The 16481-nt window shown below is 31.5% G+C and carries 12 protein-coding genes; 9 read left to right on the top strand and 3 right to left on the bottom strand.

Annotated features, from left to right (window positions below):
- Positions 1-81: 81 nt before the first annotated feature.
- Both mdh and Q0762_RS08050 read right to left on the bottom strand, forming a co-directional pair.
- Positions 82-1008, bottom strand: a complete 927-nt coding sequence (mdh, locus tag Q0762_RS08055) for a malate dehydrogenase (protein WP_298765750.1) — start codon at positions 1006-1008, stop codon at positions 82-84.
- Between the two features lie 125 nt (positions 1009-1133).
- On the bottom strand, positions 1134-2171 hold the full coding sequence (locus Q0762_RS08050; protein WP_298765744.1) for a DUF6588 family protein: 1038 nt from the start codon (positions 2169-2171) through the stop codon (positions 1134-1136).
- Between the two features lie 190 nt (positions 2172-2361).
- Here Q0762_RS08050 and Q0762_RS08045 point away from each other — a divergent pair, with 190 nt between their 5' ends.
- Together Q0762_RS08045 and Q0762_RS08040 are read left to right on the top strand one after the other, a co-directional pair.
- Positions 2362-2859 (top strand): hypothetical protein, encoded by a 498-nt coding sequence (locus Q0762_RS08045; RefSeq protein WP_298765742.1) that lies wholly within the window; start codon positions 2362-2364, stop codon positions 2857-2859.
- A 25-nt stretch (positions 2860-2884) separates the two neighbouring features.
- Complete coding sequence (locus tag Q0762_RS08040; RefSeq protein WP_298765740.1) at positions 2885-3859, top strand: DUF6588 family protein; 975 nt, start codon at positions 2885-2887, stop codon at positions 3857-3859.
- Positions 3860-3939: 80 nt separating this feature from the next.
- Here Q0762_RS08040 and gyrB read toward each other — a convergent pair whose 3' ends face one another.
- Positions 3940-5877, bottom strand: a complete 1938-nt coding sequence (gene gyrB, locus Q0762_RS08035; RefSeq protein ID WP_298765737.1) for a DNA topoisomerase (ATP-hydrolyzing) subunit B — start codon at positions 5875-5877, stop codon at positions 3940-3942.
- A gap of 334 nt (positions 5878-6211) precedes the next feature.
- Here gyrB and Q0762_RS08030 point away from each other — a divergent pair, with 334 nt between their 5' ends.
- From Q0762_RS08030 to trpD, 7 genes are all read left to right on the top strand, one after another.
- On the top strand, positions 6212-7471 hold the full coding sequence (locus Q0762_RS08030; protein ID WP_298765735.1) for a porin: 1260 nt from the start codon (positions 6212-6214) through the stop codon (positions 7469-7471).
- Positions 7472-7773: 302 nt separating this feature from the next.
- Entirely contained in the window at positions 7774-8034 is a 261-nt protein-coding gene (locus Q0762_RS08025) for a hypothetical protein (RefSeq protein WP_298765733.1), read from the top strand.
- 51 nt (positions 8035-8085) lie between these two features.
- Positions 8086-9483 carry an amidase family protein gene (locus Q0762_RS08020; protein ID WP_298765731.1) on the top strand — a complete coding sequence of 466 codons (1398 nt, stop codon included), beginning with the start codon at positions 8086-8088 and terminating at the stop codon, positions 9481-9483.
- A complete protein-coding gene (gene gatB/aspS / locus Q0762_RS08015; RefSeq protein WP_298765729.1) occupies positions 9483-12815 on the top strand; it encodes a bifunctional amidotransferase subunit GatB/aspartate--tRNA ligase AspS in 3333 nt (1110 codons plus the stop codon). Before Q0762_RS08020 ends, gatB/aspS begins: the two co-directional genes overlap by 1 nt.
- A 341-nt stretch (positions 12816-13156) precedes the next feature.
- Complete coding sequence (locus tag Q0762_RS08010) at positions 13157-14548, top strand: anthranilate synthase component I family protein (protein WP_298765727.1); 1392 nt, start codon at positions 13157-13159, stop codon at positions 14546-14548.
- 210 nt (positions 14549-14758) lie between these two features.
- Positions 14759-15367: an aminodeoxychorismate/anthranilate synthase component II gene (locus Q0762_RS08005; protein ID WP_298765724.1), complete on the top strand. Its 609-nt coding sequence runs from the start codon at positions 14759-14761 to the stop codon at positions 15365-15367.
- Between the two features lie 106 nt (positions 15368-15473).
- Positions 15474-16463, top strand: a complete 990-nt coding sequence (gene trpD, locus Q0762_RS08000; RefSeq protein ID WP_298765722.1) for an anthranilate phosphoribosyltransferase — start codon at positions 15474-15476, stop codon at positions 16461-16463.
- Positions 16464-16481: the final 18 nt, after the last annotated feature.

Here is a 16481-nt window from a genome sequence, read left to right as displayed (position 1 = left end):
AAGTCTAAAGTCTAAAGTCTAAAGTCTAAAGTCTAAAGTCTAAAGTCTAAAGTCTAAAGTCTAAAGTCTAAAGTCTAAAGTCTATAATTCTAATAAACCGTTTGTTTTAGAAACTCCGGCTGCAGATTCTTGTAAATGCGCTTTTTCAGCATCACTTAAATTAATTTCTACAATACTTTCTATACCGTCTTTTCCTAATACAACAGGAACTCCAATACATAAATCATTCAAACCAAACTCACCTTCTAATAAAGAAGAGCAAGGAAATATTTTTTTAGTATCGCAAGCAATGGCTTGTACCATACCACTTACAGCAGCTCCAGGAGCATACCAAGCAGAAGTACCTAATAAACCAGTTAATGTAGCACCACCAACTTTAGTGTCTTGTTTTACTTGTTCTAATCTTTCTTCAGAAATAAATTCTGAAACTGGCACAGAATTTCTAGTAGCTAATCTTGTTAAAGGAACCATTCCTTTATCTGAATGACCACCAATTACCATACCATCAACATCAGAAATAGGAGCACCTAAAGCTTCTGCTAATCTATATTTAAAACGTGCAGAATCTAAAGCACCACCCATACCAATAATTTTATTTTTAGGTAAGCCTGTAGTTTTATGCACTAAATACGTCATTGTATCCATAGGATTAGAAACAACAATAATTATTGTTTCTGGAGAGTGTTCTATTAAGTTAGAAGATACAGTTTTTACAATTCCTGCATTAATGCCAATTAATTCTTCACGTGTCATTCCTGGTTTTCTAGGAATTCCAGAAGTAATTACACAAACATCAGAACCAGCTGTTTTAGAATAATCGCTTGTACTACCTGTAATTTTGGTGTCAAAACCGTTTAAAGAAGCGGTTTGCATTAAATCCATTGCTTTTCCTTCTGCATATCCTTCTTTAATGTCTAATAAAACAACTTCTGCTGCGAAGTTTTTTATAGCAATGTATTCTGCACAACTTGCTCCAACGGCACCTGCACCAACTACTGTAACTTTCATATTATTTATTTTTAATTGTATTGTTAATATTTGGGTAAAAATACAACTTTAAGGTAGTTTTATTGTTAATTTAAAGTAAAAATAGAACATCTAAACAAGATATCTTTTTTTGTTATTTATTATACTTATTTTATGCTGATAGCTGCGCCAATATTAAAAACACTAAATTCTTGAAGGGTGTAAGATGTAAAAATTTTAAAGTATCTTAAATTTAATCTTGCACCTAGGTTTGCAGAAATTCCGTTAGAATTGATGTTTAATGCGTTAGATGTATCTAATGGCTGATTAATGGTACTATTGTCTGTAATATATTTGCCAAGAAAAGTACCGTTAGTTTGGTAAGTTGTTTTGGCTGTATTATAAGCAATTCCTCCAAAAAGATTTACATGAGTCCAATGATAAGATGCCAATGCTTGAAATGTAAAAGCCTTAGAATTAAATGTGGTTAAACCATTATTTACAGAAATGCCAGAGAAGTTTCCTTCTGGTAAAGTACTGTCTGTTATGCCATAACTAACATTCATTACACTATAACCTGCCAAAAGCGATAAATGAATTGGTTTGTCTTTTAAAGAGGGAAAAAGATTAGAGATTTCTTTTTTAATCCCAAAACCAAGCACATTTATAGCTTCATTTTGATTGTTAGGTTTTACTGTGGGTAGTGCTCTTAAAATAACATCGAAGTTAGCAGAAATACCAACTGTTAATTGTATTATAGGTAAATTAGAATTTGTAAATAACTGAGTACTTTCTCCTGCTGGTAAATTTAAAACAGCTGTGCTTTCTTCTGTGTTTATTTGTCTATTAATGGTAGTAGAATTTGACGTGCTAGCGCCAATTGCGCTTGCACCTGTAATATTTCCTGTAGGAAGATTAACAGAAACTAAGTTTTCTAAATTAAAAGATTCTTTATTACTAGGATATATAACGCTGTTAAAATTTACTGTAAGATCAAAACCAAAAGGCTTATGAGATTTTGCAGTATGATACCAATTTGAATTTAAAGCACTGTTATATCCATTAATTTTAGGCGAAAAATAAGCATTCATTAAAAGATTTGAATCTTTGTTTTCGGCTAAAAAAAAGTTTTCAAAACCATTTTGTGCATTTAAATTAAATGTGTTTAGTAATAGGAAAACAGCAATAAAACTAAGCTTTTTCATTTTAGGGGATTTAAGTGTGGGTATTCAAAAGTAAGAATTATTAATGAATATGCAATAAATACTAATTTTTTTAGTAATTAGGTAAGAAGTAGTATAGAATCCTAAATTCGGGTGTTTTCACCTATTTCGTATTAATTTTAATTCTATATATTTGTGCAACAAACAAATACACTTTTAAAAAACTAAAATTATGAAAAAAATTAATTTATTGAAACCATTACTATTGCTTATCGCAGTTTTTACTTTCAGTATGTGTGAAGAGGCTGGCGATATACAGTTTGTAATTGCAGACGATTTTGATACAACGGTGGCGATTAATGGATTACAAGGTGAAACTTCTTACGCTTTTAATACGAATGATATTGATGTTAACGATTTGCTAGAAAATGCAAGTGAATTTTTAACGGCAGATGTAGAATCTGTAACATTAGCTTTAGAAAATTATTCTGGCGCTGCAATTAGTGGAAATATTTCTGTTATGGCAGGTCCTATTCCTTTGTTTAGCAAAAATGTTGCTTTGTCTTCAACACCTGTAGCAGTTGAAATACCAGCAAGTGCAAGTAATATTTTGTCAATTCTTTCTTCGGGTTTATTTACTGCTACAATTAGTGGTGCTACAAGCGCGCCTATTGCAGATGATAATTTTGATATTAAAATGACTTTTAGAATTAAAGCAACAGTAGAGTAAAACTTAAACAACCAAACTTTAGAACATGAAAAAAATAATTATAAGTGCCTTTTTGGTATGTTTTACATCAATCTCCTTTGGGCAAATTGACTTTGAAGATATTATAAACTCTGGTACAGGAGATGCTCAAGCCTTATTAAAGGGTTATTTATCGCCTTTAGCAGTTGGTTTTGGTAACGGAATTAATGGAGGATGGTATACTACAGCAAAAGCACATAAATTTTTAGGTATAGATATTGCTGTAATTGCTAATGCTGCAATTGTGCCAGAAGGTGGAGAAACATATACTTTTCAAAACACAGATAATATTAAATTTGATGACCCTAATATTACTTCAGGAGAATTACCTACCATTTTAGGATCGGGTGATTTGGCTGATAGACCTTTATTAGAATACACAGATTCAAATGGAGATGCTATCTCAGTTTCTTCTTTACCAGGATTTAAAGAAGATTTAATAGAGTCTGTAGGTTATAACGCTGTACCTTCAGCTATGATACAAGCAGGAATTGGTCTTTTTAAAAATACAGATTTAAAAGTAAGATTTATTCCTAAACAAAGTGTAGATAATGTAGATGTATCTTCTTACGGATTTGGAATTATGCATGATATTAAGCAATGGATTCCAGTGGTAAAGAAAATGCCTTTTGATTTATCTGGTTTTGTAGGTTGGAATAATATAGAATCTAAGTTTTTTGTAGAATCTAGAGATACACCTTCAGAATTTATTGAGTTAAATACCAAAACGTTTATGTGGCAGGTTTTAGCTTCTAAAAAACTATCTATTTTTACTGTGTTTGCAGGTTTAGGGAGTACTTCTTTTGAAACTGATTTAAATATAGAAGGTTTTTCAAACCCTATTGGTTTGCAATATGAAGGAAGTTCATTTAGAGCTAATGCTGGTTTAAGTATTAAATTTTTGTTTTTAAATATTTCTGCGGAATATGCAAAACAAGAATACGATGTAGTAAGCTTAAGAGCTGGAATAACTTTTAGATAAACTTATTATAGTTAAAATAAAAAAAGGGAAAGATTTTTAAATCTTTCCCTTTTTTTATAGGTGCTCAACCTTAATTAAAACTATGCATCAATATTTGCGTATTTAGCATTACGTTCTATAAAATCTCTACGAGGTGGTACTTCATCTCCCATAAGCATAGAGAAAACTCTATCTGCTTCTGTAGGACTGTCTATTACTACTTTACGTAAAGTTCTAAATTCAGGATTCATTGTAGTGTTCCAAAGTTGTTCTGCATTCATCTCTCCAAGACCTTTATATCTTTGTATGTTTACAGAACCACCCATTTGTTGAGCAATTAAATCACGCTGATTATCATCCCAAGCATATTCTCTTTTTTGACCTTTTTTAACTAAATATAAAGGTGGGGTTGCAATGTAAATATAACCTTGCTCTACCATTTCTCTCATATATCTAAAAAAGAACGTTAATATTAAGGTAGCAATATGCGATCCATCTACATCGGCATCACACATAATAACTACTTTATGATACCTTACTTTAGATAAGTTTAGTGCTCTTGGATCTTCTTCTGTACCAATAGAAACACCTAAAGCTGTAAACATATTTTTGATTTCTTCGTTTTCAAAAACCTTATGTTGCATGGCTTTTTCAACATTCAAAATCTTCCCACGAAGTGGTAATATTGCTTGAAAGTTTCTGTCTCTACCTTGTTTTGCAGTTCCACCAGCAGAATCTCCCTCAACTAAGAAAATTTCGCATTGTGCTGGGTCTGTTTCAGAACAGTCAGATAATTTACCAGGTAAACCACCAATAGACATTACTGTTTTACGTTGCACCATTTCTCTGGCTTTACGTGCTGCATGTCTTGCAGTAGCTGCTAAAATTACTTTTTGTACAATGGTTTTAGCATCGTTAGGATTTTCTTCTAAATAATTAGTTAACATTTCTGAAACTGCCTGAGAAACGGCAGAGGTAACTTCTCTGTTTCCTAATTTTGTTTTGGTTTGTCCTTCAAACTGTGGTTCTGCAACTTTTACAGAAACAATAGCTGTTAAACCTTCACGGAAATCATCTCCAGCAATATCAAACTTTACGTTTTTTAACAATCCAGATTCATCTGCATATTTTTTTAACGTACCTGTTAAACCACGTCTAAAACCAGATAAGTGTGTACCACCTTCGTGCGTATTAATATTGTTTACGTAAGAATGTAGGTTTTCTGCATAAGAGGTGTTGTAAACCATTGCAACTTCCACAGGAATACCATTTTTTTCACCTTCCATAGAAATTACAGAAGAAGTTAATTGCTCACGCGTAGAATCTAAATATTTAATAAATTCTGGTAAACCCTCATCAGAATGAAAAGTTTCTGAAATAAAATTACCTTCATCATCTGTGTTGCGCTTGTCTGTTAAAGTAATGGTTATACCTTTATTAAGGTAAGCCAATTCGCGCATACGAGTTGCTAACGTTTCGTAATTGTATTCTGTAGATTGTTTAAAAATAGATTTGTCTGGTAAAAAAGTAACAATTGTACCTGTAAAATCGGTTTCACCAATTGTTTTTACAGGGTATAAAGTTTTTCCTTTTTCATATTCCTGCTGCCAAATTTTACCTTCTTTGTGAACGGTTGCTGTTAAATGGTCAGATAATGCGTTAACACAACTTACCCCAACACCATGTAAACCACCAGAAACTTTATAAGAATCTTTATCAAATTTACCACCTGCACCAATTTTGGTCATTACAACTTGTAAAGCAGAAACGCCTTCTTTTTGGTGAATTCCTACAGGAATTCCACGTCCATTATCTTTGGTTGTAATAGAATTATCTTCATTTATTGTAACGTCTATGGTGTCACAATAACCACCCATTGCTTCATCAATAGAGTTGTCTACAACTTCGTATACCAAATGGTGTAAACCACGTATACCAACATCTCCAATATACATAGAAGGACGCATTCTAACATGCTCCATACCTTCTAATGCCTGAATACTGGAGGCATCATAATTTTTTTTACTTTCGTCGCTCATTATAAAAGTGAATTTTAATTTTAAGGTTGATGAAAAATTGTTTGTAAACAAAATTTCTAATCTCAAATTTACAATTTTCTAATACTATTTCAAGCTTTTTTAGCAATTTACTTCTAAAATTATCAACATTTGTTTAAAAGATAAAGTTGGCTTAAATAGCTTAAAAACATGCTTAAATGTTATTTTTTAAATTTTGATTATCGTTTAAGATTCTAAAATTAGAACTATGGCTTAAATAGTTTTTTTTAGAATGTTGTTTTTTCTTGAAACATGATGTTTATCACTTTTCGTATTAAATATTTCCTTTAATTTTGTTCTTAATAAAAGGAAAATTATGAGGGTTTTGGTAAGAAATGGAATGTTTTTAACGCTACTTTTTTGTTGGTCAATAGTGCTTTCTCAAGAAAAACAAAAATTTGTGCCTAAAGTAAAATGGAATATTACATCTCAAATATGGTTGCGTTATTCTCAATTAAATGAAGGATCGTTAATTAACCAAGAAATTACAGATAATTTTACAGACGTTTCTATAAGACGGTTGCGTATACCTGTTTCTTCTCAAATTACACCCAAAATTTATGCTTATGCAATTTTTGGTGGCAATAATTACAATTTTAAAAATAAAACTTTTACTGTAGAAGTTTTAGATTTATACGCAGAATATGCTTTTAGTAAAATGCTAGAAGTTGGTGTTGGTAAATCTGGTTGGCAAGGTTTAAATAGATGGAATATTAGATCTAGTAAAACAATGATGGGTTTAGATACGCCTTTGTTTACCTTAAATTCTGTTGAAAAAAATGATGATTTAGGAAGGTTATTTGGAGTTTGGGCTAAAGGACAAATAAGTAAATTCGATTACAGATTAGCATTTAACAGACCACTAATTGTTACTAATGTGCCTAATGGTGAAGTAGATTTTGCAAACAATAGACCAAGAATTAAAACGTCTTCTTATGTAAAATACCAGTTTTTCGAACATGAATCAAATAAGTTTGCTTACCAAACAGGAACTTATGTACAAGGCAAAAAAGTATTTAATATTGGTGCAGGTTTTCAGTTTCAGGAAAAAGCAATGAGCGATGGTGATGCATCTTTGCCAACTACTAATTTTTATGATATGAAGCATTGGGCTGTAGATTCTTTTTTAAACTTACCTTTAGTTAATAATGCAGCAATTACAGCTTATTTAGGTTACTACGATTATGATTTTGGGAAAAACTATATTAGAAATGTAGGTGCAGATAATCCTGCAACTGGTGGTGGAACCGATTTTAATGGAGCAGGTGTTGCTTTTCCAATGATTGGTACAGGAACTACTTGGTATATGCAATTTGGTTATGCTTTTCCAAAAGATAAAATATTAGGTTATTCTGTAGTTGTGCAACCCAATATTGCTATCCAAACTTCTAATTGGGATGCTTTAAATGATCAAATGACAGTTTATGATTTTACTGTAAATTTTTTAATGAATGGTAAACATGGTAATAAAATTAGTTTAGGGTACCAACACAGACCTATTTTTGATGCTTTAACAATTCATCAAAAAGGTTATAAAGGAATGGCTGTTTTGCAATATCAGGTTTCTTTGAAATAAATTAAATAAATTTTGTTTTTATTAAGAGTTTTTAATAATTCTTTAATAAAATTACAATATTCTATGAATTATGTAAAGACAATATAAAATCTTAAAAAAGAAATTTTTGTATCATTTATTCTATATATATTTGACACCAATATTTTTAGAATGAATACTATAAATAACAACAATCGTAATTTTAATAATCCTAATTTTTAGGGTTGTGAAGGTTGTTGTATAAAATATATAAATAAAGCCTTCCAGATTTTGGAAGGCTTTTTTATTACTCTGATTTTTTTCAGAAATTTAAATTTAGAATTATGAGCAAAATAATGACTGTCGACGTTTTGTCGAGTATTAAAGGAGCAAAAGAATCTGAAGCTGTTAGCAAGTTATTTGAAGTAATTAAAAGTACAAATGCTACTACAGCCAATAATGTAAATACGAATGCAGTTGCTTTAAATGATTTAAGGGAAGATGTTGTAATTCATAGTCCGCAAGCGGAAAAAGACATAATTATAGAGAATTTTCCAAGAGAAAAAAATGGCTACTTAGTAGTTGCAAAAGTTATAGAAGAATAAAAAATAGTTTTTAGTGGTTAGTAATAGCAACAAAACTAAAAAATAAGAAGTATGAGTAACATCAGAAAAATACACAATCAACTTCAAAATAAAGAAATATCTTGTTTAGAGTTGATAAAAAATAAGTTAGATTTATTAAAATCGAACACACATCATACAGTAAATTCTTTGTTGGATAATACTGCCTTAGCATTAGCTAAAAAAGTAGATGCTAAAATTGCAAACGGAGAAACAATTGGTTTGTTAGAAGGTATTCCCTTTGGTATTAAAGATGTATATATGGTTCAAGGAACGTATACAACTGCAAGTTCAGATTTATTAAAACAATATAAATCTTCTTACACAGCAACTGCAATCCAAAAATTATTAGACGCTGGTGCAATACCTTTGGTAAAAGAAAACGGAGATAGTTTTGGGCATGGTTCTTCTTCAGAGAACACCATTTTTGGAGCTGTAAAAAATGCAATAAATCCAGATTTAGTTGCTGGAGGTTCTAGTGGAGGTTCTGCTGTAAATGTAGCTAAAGAATATACGGTTTTTTCTATTGGTGGAGACACAGGAGGTTCTATAAGACAACCAGCAGGTTACAATAATGTGTATGGTTTAAAACCAACGTATGGTAGAGTCTCTAGATTTGGAATATTAGCTTACGCATCTTCTACAGACTGTGTTGGGCCTATTGCAAAGTCTATAGAAGATATTAGAATTGTTTTAAATACAATGAGTGGTAAAGATGTTAAAGATCAAACTACTTATAAATCAGAAGAAATTGCTAAAGAAGCCATCTTAAATGCTAATGAAATTAAAACAGTTGGGTATTTTAAAAATTTTATAGAAAATAAAGCTATTGATGCTAAGGTAAAAGCAGATTTTTTAGCATCCATAGAAAAAATAAAAGCAACAGGAATTACCGTAAAAGAATTAGATTTTTTCGAATCAGACACTTTAGTTTCTACTTATTATACGCTGGCAATGGCAGAAACAGCCTCTAACTTATCAAGGTTAGATGGTACAAATTATGGCGCAAGAATAGAAGGCGATAATTTAAAAGACACGTACGCTATAACACGTTCAGAAAATTTTTCAGAAGAAACCAAACGCAGAATCGTTGGTGGTAATCAAGTGTTGTCTCAAGGTTTTTCTGATGAAATTTATTTAAAAGGGCTCAATTTAAGAGACCAGATTTCAGAAAACTTCGAGAAAGATTTTAAAGAAGTAGATATTATTTTATCACCAGTAACACCAAATAATCCGCCAAAAATTGGCGACAGTTTAAAAGATCCTTTAGCAATGTATTTGTCAGACGCATATACAGTTGGCTTTAGTTTGGGGCAATTACCAACTTTAACTGTGCCACAAGGAACTGCAACAGGCTTACAAATTACAGCAGCAAAAAATAACGACGAACTTGTTTTGAAGTTTGCGAACTTCTTAAAAGATACAATATAATGGAATTGGAACAATTAAATGAGCTGTTAAAAAAGCACGATTTAGAGTTAGTAATTGGTTTAGAAACGCATGTGCGTTTAAATACAAAAACCAAATTGTTTTGTTCTTGTCCTAATCAAGAAATAGAACAACCTAATCATAATATTTGTTCGGTTTGTACAGGGCAAATGGGGGTTTTACCAGCTATTAATAAAGAAGCCATTACCAAAGCTATTTATTTTGGTAAAGCAGTAAAATCTACTTTTAAAAATGAAGTAATCTCTTGGGATAGAAAACATTATGAATATCCAGACAATCCTAAAAACATTCAGATTACACAGTTTCATAACCCTGTAATTCCAGATGGTAAAGTTTCTTGTTTTAGAAATGATGGCTCTCAGTTTACGGTAAATTTAACGCAAGTTCATATAGAAGAAGATGCCGCTAAATTAATGCACGAAAAGAAAATTTCTTTGGTAGATTTTAACAAAGCAGGTGTGCCTTTAATAGAAATTGTTACAGAACCTTGTATTAGAAATATAGAAGATGCCTCTACTTATGCCCAATACATTCAGAGAATTGTGCAAAATTTGGGTATTTCTGAAGCCAATTTAGAAAAAGGAGAATTTAAATCTGATGTTTCTGTTTCACTTAGAAAAAACAATACAAACAATTTAAACCCTAGAACAGAAATAAAAAACTTGAATTCGTTTAAGTTTATGGTAGATGCTTTAAAAGAAGAAATAGAAAAACAATTAAATTATTTTATAGAAAACAGCGCGTTTAGACCAGATCAAACCACGGTTTTATGGGATGCAGATTTAAAGCAAACCAAAACCATGCGTAAAAAGGAGTTTGAGGCAGATTATCGTTTTATATCTGAACCAGATTTACCTTTTGTAAATATTAAACAAGTAGTAGAAAGCATAGATGTAGATATTAGTTCTTTACCGTTTGCAGTAGAATCTATTTTAATAAAAGGTGGCGTTTTACCTCAAGATGCCAAGTTCTTTACAGTAGATTCATTACGTTCAGAAACGTTTGTAGCCATTAACAATCAAATTAAAGATCCGTCTTTTGTTGCAAAAACGTTAGTAAATAATATTGGTGCAGATGAGTATGCAAATATTCATGACATCAAACAACTAACAGAAATATTTCAATTATTTAAGGCAGATAAAATAACATCAGTTTTAGTACAAAACGGAATAACATCTTACTTAAAAGATAAGAATTTCGACTATAACAAATATTTTGAAGACAATACCATTTCAGAAGATAAAATTAAGGATGCCGTGGCAACCGTAATTTTAGCAAACGAAGCAATTGCCAAAGATATTAAAGCAGGTAACCAAGGTAAAGCAGGTATTTTAGTAGGTAAAGTTATTGCAATTATAGGTAAAGGAGCATCTGGAAAAGTTATTCGTGAAGAAATTATTGCGAAAGTTAATGGTGCTGATTTTCAGGTGAAAGGCACAAGTGAAGATTCCAAACAAATTGAAACCAAAAACAAGAAACCTGAAACTAAAACTGAAGAAGAAATACAAACGGTTCCTATTATAATTAAAGACGAATACAGAACACACAAAATATCAGATTTATCAGAAGAATCTATTCAGCAAGAAGTTACATTATCTGGTTGGGTTGCCAGTGTAAGAGATCATGGAGAATTGATGTTTATCGATTTAAGAGACTCTAGTTACCAAATTTTTCAAGTACGTTTAAGTAGAGAAACCTTTCCTAATTTAGACGAATTGGTAAAACTTAAACCAGAAACAGTAATTTCTGTATCAGGAGTTGTTGTGCAAAGAAATGAAGACGATTATAATGCAGGTTTAAGAACTGGTAAATTAGAATTGGAAACAGCAACTTTAGAGATTTTAAATTTGGCAAAAACATTGCCTTTTGAAATTAAAAGAGCGGCTAAAAGTAATGAGAAAGTAAGATTTGAATACAAGTTTTTAGATCATAGAAATAATGATGTTCGTAGAGCAATTGTTAACCGTCATAAGGTTATTAAATTGATGCGAGATATTTTAGATGAAGAAGAATTTTTAGAAATAGAAACACCTATTTTAACAGCAGGAACAGATGAAGGTGCAAGAGAATTTATTGTACCAACAAGAAAACAAGCAGGTTCTTTTTACACCTTACCACAAGCACCACAGCAATTTAAACAAATGTTAATGGTTGGTGGTTTTGAAAAATACTTTCAAATTGCACGTTGTTTTAGAGATGAAGATTCTAGAGGAGACAGACAACCAGAATTTACCCAATTAGATATAGAAATGGCGTACGCAAGTATGCAACAGATCATAGATTTAAACACAAAAATGTTTAATGAAATTGTTAAGAAAATTTATGGTAAAAAATGGGTTTTACATCCTTTTGAAGTAATTACCTATAAAGAAGCAATGGATAAATATGGTTGTGATAGACCAGATTTACGTTATGGTTTACAAATGCAAGACATTACAACTATTGTAAAAGACACTACTTTTCAGGTGTTTAGCAAACCAATTGAAGAAGGCGGTATTGTAAAATGTATTAAAGTTTCTGCAAAAGAACAAGGAAACAAAAGAATGTCTAAAGGACAAATTGAAAACTTAACAGCCATTGCACAACAAAATGGCTTAGGTGGTTTGGCATACATTATTGTAAATGAAAACGATTTACAATCGCCAATTATTAAGTTTTTAGGTGAAGAAATTGCAGCCAATATTATTAAAGAAACCAAAGCACAAGTTGGTGATATTGTATTTTTCTCTGCCGCAGATTATGCAACTGCAAACAAAGCATTAGATGCTGTTCGTCAAGAAATGGGACGTATTTTAAGATTAATTAATCCTAAAGAATTAAGACCAGCTTGGGTAATAGATTTCCCAATGTTTGAAAAAACAGATGAAGGTAGATGGACGTTTACACACAACCCATTTTCTATGCCAGCAATTTACGATTTAGAAAAGCATATGAACGGAGAAGGTGAAGAAATAGGTACAATTATAGCCCAACAATACGATTTAATCTTAAACGGTTACGAAATTGGTGGAGGTTCTGTACGTGCACACAAAGCAGAAATTTTAGAAGCAACCTATAAAAATATGGGTTACAATAAAGAGGAAATGCTAAAAAGTGTAGGTACAATGTACAAAGCTTTTCAATATGGAGCGCCACCTCATGGAGGAATTGCTTGGGGTGTAGACCGTTTAATGATGATTTTAGAGAAAAAAGCATCCATTAGAGAAGTAATGGCTTTCCCTAAAACAGGTTCATCAGAAGATTTATTATTTAATGCACCATCGCCTTTATCAGATAAAAAAGTAGAGGAGATGAATGTGAAAATTATGAGGTAATTTAAAAGCAGATTTTAGTTTAGATTCTTTTAACTATAAAATAATTTTAGCGCTAATTTATTGCTTAATTTAAAAATCTATCTTATTTTTGTACCACAATGCAAAATACAACAAAAAATACATGGTGGTGGATCGCTCTTATTTAATAAGTGAGAAAAAACCTGTATGTAATTAATATATTAAAAAAAAGGCTTATCTCACGATAAGCCTTTTTTCATAGTATTAAAGTTTTTAATACAAATTAAAAAACAGTAAAATAACTTGTCGAGCGCAGTCGAAAAGTTATCAAAACAAAAGAGAAAATAAAATGTTCTCGACTGCGCTCGAACTGACAATCAGTTATGAAAAAAATACAATTTAAAACCATCTCAAAAACTAAAATTGCAGACACAGTAACACCTGTAGGTTTGTATTTACGTTTTAGAGACAAATACGCCAATACGCTACTTTTAGAAAGCTCAGATTATCACTCTAAAGAAGAAAGTTTTTCTTTTATAGCCATAGAGCCAGTGGTTTCCATAAAAGCAGAAAATCATTATTTAAGCTTTTCACATCGTGGAAATGAGTTAGAAAATCAGAAAATAGGAAGAAATTTTAATTCCATTTTCGAGTCTTACACACAAGCCATAAATTTAGATTGTCCGCCAGAATTAAAAGCCTTTAACGGTTTGTACGGTTATACAACTTATGATGCTGTTCAATATTTCGAAAACATAGATTTAACGGTAAATGATGCACCTTCTGCAATCCCATTAATGCAATATAGTTTTTACAGATTTATCATCGCCATCAATCATTTTAATGATGAAATGACCTTGATAGAAAACATTGAAGAAGGCTCAGAATCTCGAATTAACGAAATTCAGACAATAATAGAAGCACAAGCATTTAACACCCAAAAATTCGAAATTGACGGCAAAGAAACTTCCAATGTAAAAGGAGAAGAATTTATAGAATACGTAAGAAAAGCCAAGTCGCATTGTAAAAGAGGCGATGTTTTTCAGTTGGTTTTATCACGTCAATTTCAACAAAAATTTAAAGGAGATGAGTTTAATGTGTACAGAGCTTTACGTTCTATAAATCCATCGCCATATTTATTTTATTTCGATTACGGTTCTTTTAAATTAATGGGCTCTTCACCAGAAGCACAAATTAAAATTTCTGCAGGCAAAGCAACCATAAATCCAATTGCAGGTACGTTTAGAAGAACGGGCGATATGGCAAAAGACATTCAGCTAGGAAAAAAATTATCAGCAGATAAAAAAGAAACTGCAGAACATGTAATGTTGGTAGATTTAGCCAGAAACGATTTAAGTAAACATGCAGATAATGTAGAAGTAGAGGTGTTTAAAGAAGTGCAATATTTTAGTCACGTAATACATTTAGTTTCCACAGTTTCTGGGCAATTAAAAGGAAATCCTATAGAAATTGTGGGCGATACTTTTCCAGCAGGAACCCTAAGTGGCGCACCAAAATACAAAGCCATGCAATTAATAGATAGGTATGAGAATCAATCGCGCGGATTTTATGGTGGTGCAGTAGGTATTATTGGTTTAGACGGCTCTGTAAATTTGGCCATTGCAATACGTTCTTTTGTAAGTAAAAACAACGTTTTGTATTACCAAGCAGGTGCAGGAATTGTAATACATTCAGACGAAGAAAAAGAATTACAAGAAGTAAATAATAAGTTAGCAGCCTTAAAAAAAGCGTTGATTTTGGCAGAAAATATTTAAAAGATGTATTTGGGCGTTTTAACGGGCTTTCATTACTCGCTTTTTTTGAGAAAAACAAAAAAGAGCTCAAACAGGCCATTCAATCCCTAACGCAGTTAGTTAGTTTTAAGTCATTATGAGGAGTTTTTCCTACGAAGTAATCTCTTAAATAATAAATAGATTGCCACAGCAAATGAAAAAATTTGCTTCGCAATGACAATTAGAAAAAATATGAAAATATTAATATTAGACAATTACGATTCGTTTACCTACAACTTGGTACACATGGTAGAAAAAATTACAGGAAATTTTCCTGCCGTTTTTAGAAACGATGAAATCAGTATTGCAGACGTAGGAAACTATGATATCATAATGTTGTCTCCAGGACCAGGAATTCCAGACGAAGCAGGAATTTTAAAAGAAGTAATTAAAACCTATGCAGGCATTAAACCAATTTTTGGAGTTTGTTTGGGTTTACAAGCAATTACAGAAGTTTTTGGTGGAGAAATTATTAATTTAGATGAAGTTTTTCATGGAGTTGCCACAGAAATGAAGGTAACAGACAAAAACGCAACTATCTTTAAAGATGTACCAGAAACATTTTTAGCAGCACGTTACCACTCTTGGGCAGCAACAGATAAAAGTTTTCCAGAAGAAATACAAGTAACAGCAAGAGATGAAGACGGTTTAATACAAGCAATTGAGCACAAAGTATATCCTATTTCTGCAGTTCAATTTCATCCAGAATCTATTTTAACAGATGTTGGTGAGCAATTGGTTACTAATTTTATAAATGCTTGTAAAAGGTCTAATGCAGAACATGATTCAGCATCTAATTAATGAGATTATATAAGCGTCATTACGAGTGAAGCGAAGTAATCTCTAAATAAATTAAAAGATTGCCACAGCAAATTATCATTTGCTTCGCAATGACATAGGAAGAATAATGAAAGAAATACTAAACAGATTATACAATCACGAAAGGCTCTCTAAAGCTGAAGCAACACAAATTTTAAAAGATATTGCTGCAGAAAAATATAATGATGCACATTTGGCGTCTTTTATGACGGTTTTTATGATGCGTCCAATTACTGCAGACGAACTTTCTGGTTTTAGAAATGCTTTAAAAGAGCTTTCTATAAAAGTAGATTTTTCAGAATATAATACCATTGATATTGTTGGCACTGGTGGAGATGGAAAAGATACCTTTAATATATCAACCTTAACATCTTTTATTGTTGCAGGAACAGGGCAAAAAGTTGCCAAACATGGCAATTATTCAGTGTCTTCGCAATCGGGTTCTTCAGATATGTTAGAAAGTTTCGGGTACAATTTCACGAATGATGAAAGTGTTTTAAAAGAGCATTTAGAAAAAGCAAATATTTGTTTTTTACATGCGCCAAAATTTCATCCTGCAATGAAAGCGGTTGGTCCAACAAGAAAAGCGTTAAAGTTGAAAACCTTTTTTAATATGTTAGGACCTCTGGTAAACCCAAGTTCACCAAAAAATCACATGTTGGGTACTTTTAATTTGGAAATTGCACGTTTGTACAATTACATTTTACAAGAAGAAAACATCAATTACGGAATTATACATGCTTTAGATGGTTATGATGAAATTTCGCTAACAAGCGGATTTAAATTGTTCACCAAAAACGGAGAACAAATCATAAATCCAGAAGATTTAGGGCAAAAAAGAATTGCACAATCGGCAATTTTTGGAGGAAATAATGTTGCAGATGCTGCAAAAATTTTCAAAACAATTTTAAATGGAGAAGGTACAGAAGCACAAAACAATGTGGTTTTAACAAACGCAGCTTTTGCTTTAACCATTGTAGACGAAACAAAATCTTTTGAAACTGCTTTTGAAGAAGCTAAAGATGCACTCTTTGGATTAAAAGCAAAACAAACTTTAGAGAAATTAGTGAGTATTTAAAAATAAACGTCATTACGA

The sequence above is a fragment of the uncultured Polaribacter sp. genome (genome assembly GCF_947495205.1).
Classification (GTDB): Bacteria; Bacteroidota; Bacteroidia; order Flavobacteriales; family Flavobacteriaceae; genus Polaribacter.
This window is presented reverse-complemented; position numbering and strand designations above follow the sequence as displayed.

Coding starts and splice junctions, on each gene's coding strand:
- Q0762_RS08025 (WP_298765733.1), top strand. CDS start 7,774: ATGAGCAAAATAATGACTGTCGACGTTTTGTCGAGTATTAAAGGAGCA.
- Q0762_RS08040 (WP_298765740.1), top strand. CDS start 2,885: ATGAAAAAAATAATTATAAGTGCCTTTTTGGTATGTTTTACATCAATC.
- Q0762_RS08005 (WP_298765724.1), top strand. CDS start 14,759: ATGAAAATATTAATATTAGACAATTACGATTCGTTTACCTACAACTTG.
- gyrB (WP_298765737.1), bottom strand. CDS start 5,877: ATGAGCGACGAAAGTAAAAAAAATTATGATGCCTCCAGTATTCAGGCA.
- Q0762_RS08020 (WP_298765731.1), top strand. CDS start 8,086: ATGAGTAACATCAGAAAAATACACAATCAACTTCAAAATAAAGAAATA.
- gatB/aspS (WP_298765729.1), top strand. CDS start 9,483: ATGGAATTGGAACAATTAAATGAGCTGTTAAAAAAGCACGATTTAGAG.
- Q0762_RS08030 (WP_298765735.1), top strand. CDS start 6,212: ATGAGGGTTTTGGTAAGAAATGGAATGTTTTTAACGCTACTTTTTTGT.
- Q0762_RS08050 (WP_298765744.1), bottom strand. CDS start 2,171: ATGAAAAAGCTTAGTTTTATTGCTGTTTTCCTATTACTAAACACATTT.
- Q0762_RS08045 (WP_298765742.1), top strand. CDS start 2,362: ATGAAAAAAATTAATTTATTGAAACCATTACTATTGCTTATCGCAGTT.
- mdh (WP_298765750.1), bottom strand. CDS start 1,008: ATGAAAGTTACAGTAGTTGGTGCAGGTGCCGTTGGAGCAAGTTGTGCA.
- trpD (WP_298765722.1), top strand. CDS start 15,474: ATGAAAGAAATACTAAACAGATTATACAATCACGAAAGGCTCTCTAAA.
- Q0762_RS08010 (WP_298765727.1), top strand. CDS start 13,157: ATGAAAAAAATACAATTTAAAACCATCTCAAAAACTAAAATTGCAGAC.